Origin of the sequence: Micromonospora sp. ATCC 39149 (assembly GCF_000158815.1) — a bacterium.
Classification (GTDB): domain Bacteria; phylum Actinomycetota; class Actinomycetes; order Mycobacteriales; family Micromonosporaceae; genus Micromonospora.
In genome coordinates this window covers 3,691,316-3,698,367 of record NZ_GG657738.1, presented here as the reverse complement: position 1 = coordinate 3,698,367, position 7,052 = coordinate 3,691,316, and the positions used below count along the sequence as shown (strand labels likewise).

The following is a 7,052-nucleotide window of genomic DNA, read 5'->3' as shown; positions in this document are numbered from 1 at the left end:
CACGTCCCGGCTGGGGGCGCGGCTGTTCGGTTTCCCCCGCCCCATCGCGCACGGCATGTGGAGCAAGGCCCGCTGCCTGGCCGCGCTGGAGAGCCGGCTGCCGGACGGGTACACGGTCGAGGCGGCGTTCAAACTGCCGGTGCCGCTGCCGTCCACGGTGGCCTTCGGCGCCACCGCCGACGGCCCGGCTTGGGAGTTCGCCCTGCACGACGCGCGGTCCGGCCGGCCGCACCTGGCGGGGTCCGTGCGCTGACCGGCACGCCGGGGCGGCACTTCGACGGCGGGGCTTGGCATTCACTCTTTCGTGCGCTAAGTTGTTCTCAGGTTGAGATATTCTCACAGTGAGAGAGATGCCGTGAACGAGCAGGAGTTCCTCGCCACCTACGATCCCCGGGCCTACCCGGCGGTCGCCGTCACCGTGGACGTGGTCGCCCTGACCGTCCGGTCCGACGCACTGCACCTGCTGCTCGTCCGCCGGGGTGCGCCACCGTTCGAGGGTCACTGGGCGCTGCCCGGCGGATTCGTCAAGCCCGACGAGGACCTGGCGACCGGGGCGCGTCGGGAGCTGGCCGAGGAGACCGATCTCGGCGGCGAGCGGCTGCGCCGCGTCCACCTGGAGCAGCTCGGCAGCTACGGCGACCCGGGGCGGGACCCCAGGATGCGGATCGTCTCGGTGGCGTACCTCGCGTTCGCCCCCGACCTGCCCGACCCGGCCGCCGGCAGCGACGCCGACGACGCGATCTGGCTGCCGGTGACCGCGCTGAGCAGCCGGCAACTCGCCTTCGACCACGACCGGATCATCGACGACGGGCTGGAGCGGGCCCGGTCCAAGCTGGAGTACACGCCGCTGGCCACCCGCTTCCTCGACACCGAGTTCACCATCACCGAGCTGCGCGCCGTCTACGAAACGGTCTGGGGGCACCCGCTGCACCCCGGCAACTTCCACCGCAAGGTGCTCTCCGTGCCGGGCTTCGTGGAGAGCACCGGCACGAGCACCGAACGCGGCGGCACGCGCGGCGGCCCCCGCGCCAAGCTCTACCGGGCCGGCGACGCCCGGCTGCTGCACCCGGCGCTGCTGCGCCCCGCCCGGGAGGAGACGGTGCGGTGAACACCGACGAGGCGATCCGGCTGGTCACCGCCGCCCGCACCGACGCCGACCTGTTCGGCGCCGACGCGCCGGCCCGCCGCTACCGCGAGCTGGTCACGGCCCTGCACCCCGACCGGCTGGGCGTGCTCGACCCGGCGGTACGCGCCGCCGCCACCGACGCGTTCGTCCAGGTCACCACCCGCTGGCGCGCCGGCCGGACGAGCGCCGATCCCGTCGTCCTCGGCGGCCACCGGCTCGGCCCGCTCGCGCACACCGGCGACCTCGCCGACCTGTACGACGTCGGGGCGGACCGGCTGCTCAAGCTGCCCCGCGACCCCGCCGACAACGACCTCATGGCCCGCGAACAGCACGCGCTGCGCACGATCGAGGAGCGGGGCGACCCCCGCTACCTGCCGTACGTGCCCCGGCTCGTCGACACCCTCCGGCACCGGGACCCGGCAACCGGGGCCGAGCGGCGGATCAGCGTGCTGGCCACCGCGCCCGGCCTGCACAGCCTCGACGAGGTACGCCGGGCGTACCCCGACGGGCTGGACGGCCGGGACGCGGCCTGGATGTGGCGGCGGCTGCTGGTAGCCCTCGGCCTGGCTCACCGGGCCGGCGTGGTGCACGGCGCGGTGCTGCCCCGGCACCTGCTGATCGAGCCCGACGGGCACGGCGTGGTGCTCGTCGACTGGTGCTTCTCCGTGGCCACCGGGGCAGCGATCCCGGCGCTGGTGCCCGGCCACGAGGACTGGTACCCGCCGGAGGTCGCCGCGCGGCGGCCCTGCGGGCCCGGCACCGACCTCGCGATGGCCGCCGGATGCATGACGTGGCTGATGGGCGACCGGGCCCCGCGCGAACTGCGTGCCTTCGCCGACGGCTGCCGCCGACCGGCCCTGCGGTCCCGCCCCGACGACGCGTGGCGGCTGCTGCGCGAACTGGACGAGGTGCTTGAGCGGCTCTACGGGCCGCGCACCTTCCGACCCTTCACCCTCAACCCCTAGGGAGGCTGCCATGGGCAGTGGAATGTGGTCCACCGACGTGTACGACGCCGCCGACCGGTACCGCCGGGCCACCGGCAAGAGCGCGTTCGCGTACAGCGACAGCGGGGCGCGCAAGGTGCACTCCGCGCTCGATCCGCACGGCGCGACCCGGGAGAGCCGCGACTCGGCCGAGCACCCGCAGTCGACCGCGATCGCGGTGCTGTTCGACGTCACCGGCTCCATGGGGCACGTGCCCCGCACCCTCCAGACCAAGCTGCCGCAACTGCTCGGGCTCCTGCTCCGCCAGGGGTACGCCCGCGATCCGCAGATCATGTTCGGCGCGATCGGCGACGCCACCTGCGACCGGGTCCCGTTGCAGGTCGGGCAGTTCGAGTCGGACAACCGGATGGACGACGACCTCGGCCGGATCGTGCTGGAGGGCGGCGGTGGCGGCCAGATGACCGAGTCGTACGAGCTGGCCATGTACTTTATGGCCCGGCGGACGGTCACCGACTGTTGGGACAAGCGGGGCCGGCGCGGCTACCTGTTCATCATCGGCGACGAACTGGCCTACCCCCAGGTGGACCGGCGACAGGTGAGCCGGCTCATCGGCGACGACCTCGGCGAGGACGTGCCGCTACGGCAGATCGTCGACGAGGTGACCCGGCGATGGGACACCTACTACCTGCTCCCCGCCGGCAGCCACTACGCCGGCAACGCGAAGGTGCTGGACTTCTGGCGCGGCCTGCTCGGGCAGAACGCCGTCGTGCTCGACGACCTCGACGCGGTCTGCGAGACCATCGCGCTCACCGTCGGGCTCGGCGAGCAGGCCGTCGACCTCGACCAGGGCCTGGCGGACCTGAAGCGGGCCGGCTCGACGGCAACCGGCACCGTGTCGAAGGCGCTGGCTCGACTCGGCCGGGGCGCGCGGGACCAGGTGCACGCGCTGCCCGCGCCGTCGACGCCGCCCACCCCCGGGGGAGTGACCCGGCTGTGAACCACGTGATGGTGGTCGACCTCGGCTACGGCGACGCCGGCAAGGGCACCGTCGTGGACTGGCTCTGCGCCACCCGGCCCGTCCACACGGTGATCCGCTTCAACGGGGGCGCGCAGGCGGCGCACAACGTCGTCCTGCGCGACGGGCGGCACCACACGTTCGCGCAGTTCGGGGCAGGCACGTTCCGCCCCGGCGTGCGGACCCACCTGTCCCGGCACGTGGTGGTGGACCCCCTCGCGCTGGCCGCCGAGGCCGACCACCTCGCCTCGGTCGGGGTGCCCGACGCGCTCGACCGGCTCACCGTCGACGGGGAGGCGCTGCTGGCGACCCCGTACCACCGGGCCGCCAACCGGGCCCGTGAACTGGCCCGGGGAGCGGACCGGCACGGCTCCTGCGGGCTGGGGGTGGGCGAGGCCGTCGCGTACGGGCTCGCCCACCCCGACTCCGCGCCGAGGGTGGCCGACTGCCGCGCCCCGGCCCTGCTGCGTCGCCGGCTCGCCGCGCTACGCGACCGGCTCACCGCCGAACTCGGCCCGCTGGACGCCCCGCCCGTGGACGACTGCCTGCCCGCCTTCACCGGGTTCGCCGACCGGGTGGCGATCGTCGACCGGTCCCACCTGGCCGGGGTGCTACGCGCCGGGACCTGCGTCTTCGAGGGCGCACAGGGGGTGCTGCTCGACGAGTGGCACGGCTTCCACCCGTACACGACGTGGAGCACCACCACGTTCGCCAACGCCGAAGGGCTGCTCGCCGAGGCGGGGCTGGCCGGCACGGCGGAGCGGCTCGGCGTGCTGCGCATCGCCACCACCCGGCACGGCCCCGGCCCGCTGGTCACCGAGGACCCGACGCTGCCGCTGACCGACCCGCACAACGCGACCAACCCGTGGCAGGGCCGGTTCCGGTTCGGCCACTTCGACGCGGTCGCCCACCGGTACGCCCTTGCCGTGGCCGGTGGCGTCGACGGGCTCGCGCTGACCCACCTAGACCTGGCAGACCGGGGCCTGCGGATCTGCCACCGCTACGACACCACCGACCGGCTGGACCCCGGGCCGCCCGGCGATCTGGACCGTCAGGCCGCCCTCACGGCCCGCCTGCTGGCGGCTCGCCCGGTCTACGACACCGCCGCCCCGCCGGCCGACTGGCCAACGGCGGTGGAGGAGGAGCTGTCCACGCCGGTCGTCCTCACCTCCCGCTCCCCCACCGCCGACGGGAAGGGTGTAAGGAAGGGCACCTTATTAACGCCTTTTGTATAGGAAGGGCCCCTTCCTAACACCGCGGCGGCAGAGCATGAGGACATGCAGTCGGTGCTCGACCTGCTCCACGACACGATCACCTCGCCGTGGGTCTACCTGGTGATCTTCGTGGTCACCGCTGTCGACGCCGTCTTCCCGGCCATACCCGGCGAGGCCGTCGTGGTGACCGCCGGGGTGTTCGCGGTCGGTGGGCAGCCGAACCTGACGATGGTGATCGCGCTGGCCGCCTTCGGCGCACTGGCCGGCGACCACCTGTCGTACGCCATCGGTCGTAGCGGCGGCGCGCATTGGCTGGCGCGGCTGCCAACGGGCAGCCGCCGGCGGGCCGGGTCGGAGTGGGCCCGCCGGGCGGTGGACCGGCACGGCGGCATGATGCTCACCACCGCCCGCTACATCCCCGGCGGGCGCACGGCGGTGACCCTGACGATGGGCGCGGTCCGGTACCCGCTGCGGTCGTTCGTCGTCTTCGACGCCCTGGCCAGCAGCACCTGGGCGGCCTACTGCGGGCTGCTCGGCTACTTCGGCGGGCTGGCCTTCGAGCGGCAACCCGTCAAGGGCATCCTGGCCGGGGTCGGGGTGTCGGTCGCGATCACCAGCCTGCTGGAGGCCGCCCGCTGGCTGCGGCACCGCGCCCGCCGCCGCGCCGCTGACCTTGGGTGACATCCCCCCGCCAATCGCGCCGCCGGCCGCCGCCACTGCCCGGCCGGGTACGTCGCCGGCCGAGCCGCCACCAGTCGATGCCGTCGAGCACGTGCCCATCCTCGCGCGCCGACCGACAACCTCGGGCCGGGCCACGACGTGCTCCCGCATGCCCCGGCACGCATCGGAGTTGGACGCGTTAACAGGGGGCCCCTCCTATACCGAAAGCGTTAACAGGGGGCCCCTCCTTACCCCGCAGGGTGCCAGGTGATGCCGCGCAGGAGTTGGTCCGCGCCGAGCCAGGCGACGTTCATCATCCGGGTGGCGGTCTTCTCCGGGTCGGCCTCCGGGTGGTCGGCGAGCCAGTCGGCCAGCGACTCGCTCGCGCCGACCAGGGCGTACGCGACGACCTCCAGGTCGGTGGCGCTCACCTCGCGGCCCCGGGCGCGCAGCGCGTGGTCGAGCATCCCGGCGACCACCTCGACGAGCCGGGCCCGCATGGCGGCGAGTTCCCCGGCGAACGGCTGGGAGCCCCGGGCCTGGCGGTAGAGCACGGCCCAGCCGTCGCGGTGCGCGCCGACGAAGCCGAAGAACGCCCGCAGCCCGCGCCAGAGCCGCTCGTCGGCGTCCAGGTCGGGGGCGGCTGCACCGGCGATCGCCTCGGTCATGCGGGTGCCCTCGCGGTGCAGGCAGGCGACGAAGAGCTCCTCCTTGGTGCCCAGGTACGCGTACACCATGGGTTTGGAGATGCCGGCGTCCTCGGCGATCTCGTCCATGCTGGCCGCGTGGAAGCCGCGTCGGGAGAAGACCCGGACGGCCGCGTCGAGCATCTGTTGCTCGCGTACGGCTCGGGGGAGGCGCTTGAAGGTGGGGGTGCTGGACACCTTGCGAGCATACCTACTCGTGCGTAAGGTTACGCCAGAGTAACCACAGTTGCCGCCCGAGAGGTTCACTTCCCATGACTGACTTCGACCCGGCCAACTTCGCCAACTACGGCCCCAAGGAGTTCGCCCAGCTGGTCAAGTCCACCCCCGACGACAAGATCGCCGAGGTGATGTCCGGCGACCTGCGCGGCAAGGTCCTGAGCGAGGTCTTCGGCCGGATGCCGACGCTGTTCCGCGCCGACCGGGCCGGCTCCACCAGCGCGGTGATCCACTGGAGCATCACGGGCCGCCCCGACGGGGGCACCGACACCTACGAGATCGTGGTCGCCGACGGCGCGTGCACGGTCAACGAGACCCCGCAGCACGACCCCAAGCTGAGCCTCACCATGGGCCCCCTCGAATTCCTGAAGATCGTCTCCGGCGGCGCGAACCCGGTGATGATGTTCATGACCGGCAAGCTGAAGGCCAAGGGCGACCTGGGCCTCGCCGCCAACATCGCCAACCTGTTCGACATCCCCAAGGCCTGACGATGGCCGAGTTCTCGCTCGACCTGAACGAGGAACAGCGGGACCTGCGGGACTGGGTGCACGGCTTCGCCGCCGAGGTCGTGCGCCCGGCCGCCGCCGAGTGGGACGCCCGGGAGGAAACCCCCTGGCCCGTCATCCAGGAGGCGGCGAAGGTCGGGCTGTACGGCTTCGAGTTCCTCGCCACCTGCTGGGCCGACCCCACCGGCCTGTCCCTGCCGATCGCCAGTGAGGAGCTCTTCTGGGGCGACGCCGGCATCGGCCTGGGCATCTTCGGCACCTCCCTCGCGGTGGCCGCCATCTACGGCGCGGGCACCCCCGACCAGCTCGTCGAGTGGGTCCCCCAGTGCTTCGGCGACGCCGATTCCCCCGCCGTCGCCGCGTTCTGCACCACCGAGCCGGAGGCCGGCTCCGATGTCGGCGCGATGCGTACCCGGGCGGTCTACGACGAGGCCACCGACGAGTGGGTGCTGCGCGGGCAGAAGGCGTACGCCACCAACGGCGGGATCGCCGGGGTGCACGTGGTCACCGCCTCGGTCGACCCGACGCTCGGCTCGCGCGGCCAGGCCGCGTTCGTCGTACCCCCGGGCACCGCCGGGCTGAGCGCGACCCGGAAGCTGCGAAAGCTGGGGCTGCGCGCCTCGCACACGGCGGACGTCTTCCTCGACGACGTCCGGGTCCCGGG

At 73.3% G+C, this 7,052-nt stretch carries 8 protein-coding genes and 1 pseudogene; 8 read left to right on the top strand and 1 reads right to left on the bottom strand.

Annotation, left to right across the window (positions count from 1 at the left end; translation table 11 throughout):
* From MCAG_RS15745 to MCAG_RS15720, 6 genes and pseudogenes are all read left to right on the top strand, one after another.
* Positions 1 to 253, top strand: a pseudogene (locus MCAG_RS15745) (MaoC/PaaZ C-terminal domain-containing protein); the annotation flags it as partial.
* A gap of 102 nt (positions 254 to 355) precedes the next feature.
* Positions 356 to 1,108 carry an NUDIX domain-containing protein gene (locus MCAG_RS15740; RefSeq protein WP_007073976.1) on the top strand — a complete coding sequence of 251 codons (753 nt, stop codon included), beginning with the start codon at positions 356 to 358 and terminating at the stop codon, positions 1,106 to 1,108.
* A complete protein-coding gene (locus tag MCAG_RS15735; protein ID WP_036373616.1) occupies positions 1,105 to 2,091 on the top strand; it encodes a serine/threonine protein kinase in 987 nt (328 codons plus the stop codon). The genes MCAG_RS15740 and MCAG_RS15735 overlap by 4 nt, the downstream gene beginning before the upstream one ends.
* 10 nt (positions 2,092 to 2,101) lie before the next feature.
* A complete protein-coding gene (locus MCAG_RS15730) occupies positions 2,102 to 3,067 on the top strand; it encodes a hypothetical protein (protein ID WP_007073974.1) in 966 nt (321 codons plus the stop codon).
* Positions 3,064 to 4,320 carry an adenylosuccinate synthetase gene (locus MCAG_RS15725; protein WP_007073973.1) on the top strand — a complete coding sequence of 419 codons (1,257 nt, stop codon included), beginning with the start codon at positions 3,064 to 3,066 and terminating at the stop codon, positions 4,318 to 4,320. The genes MCAG_RS15730 and MCAG_RS15725 overlap by 4 nt, the downstream gene beginning before the upstream one ends.
* Positions 4,321 to 4,362: 42 nt before the next feature.
* Positions 4,363 to 4,980 carry a DedA family protein gene (locus MCAG_RS15720; protein WP_007073972.1) on the top strand — a complete coding sequence of 206 codons (618 nt, stop codon included), beginning with the start codon at positions 4,363 to 4,365 and terminating at the stop codon, positions 4,978 to 4,980.
* Positions 4,981 to 5,207: 227 nt separating this feature from the next.
* Here the strand turns inward: MCAG_RS15720 and MCAG_RS15715 are convergent, their stop codons facing one another.
* Positions 5,208 to 5,843: a TetR/AcrR family transcriptional regulator gene (locus MCAG_RS15715; RefSeq protein WP_007073971.1), complete on the bottom strand. Its 636-nt coding sequence runs from the start codon at positions 5,841 to 5,843 to the stop codon at positions 5,208 to 5,210.
* Between the two features lie 74 nt (positions 5,844 to 5,917).
* On the opposite strand from MCAG_RS15715, the gene MCAG_RS15710 reads away from it, so the two are divergent.
* Complete coding sequence (locus MCAG_RS15710; RefSeq protein WP_007073970.1) at positions 5,918 to 6,370, top strand: SCP2 sterol-binding domain-containing protein; 453 nt, start codon at positions 5,918 to 5,920, stop codon at positions 6,368 to 6,370.
* 2 nt (positions 6,371 to 6,372) lie between these two features.
* On the top strand, positions 6,373 to 7,052 hold a 680-nt coding region (locus MCAG_RS15705; protein ID WP_036377278.1), incomplete at its 3' end, for an acyl-CoA dehydrogenase family protein.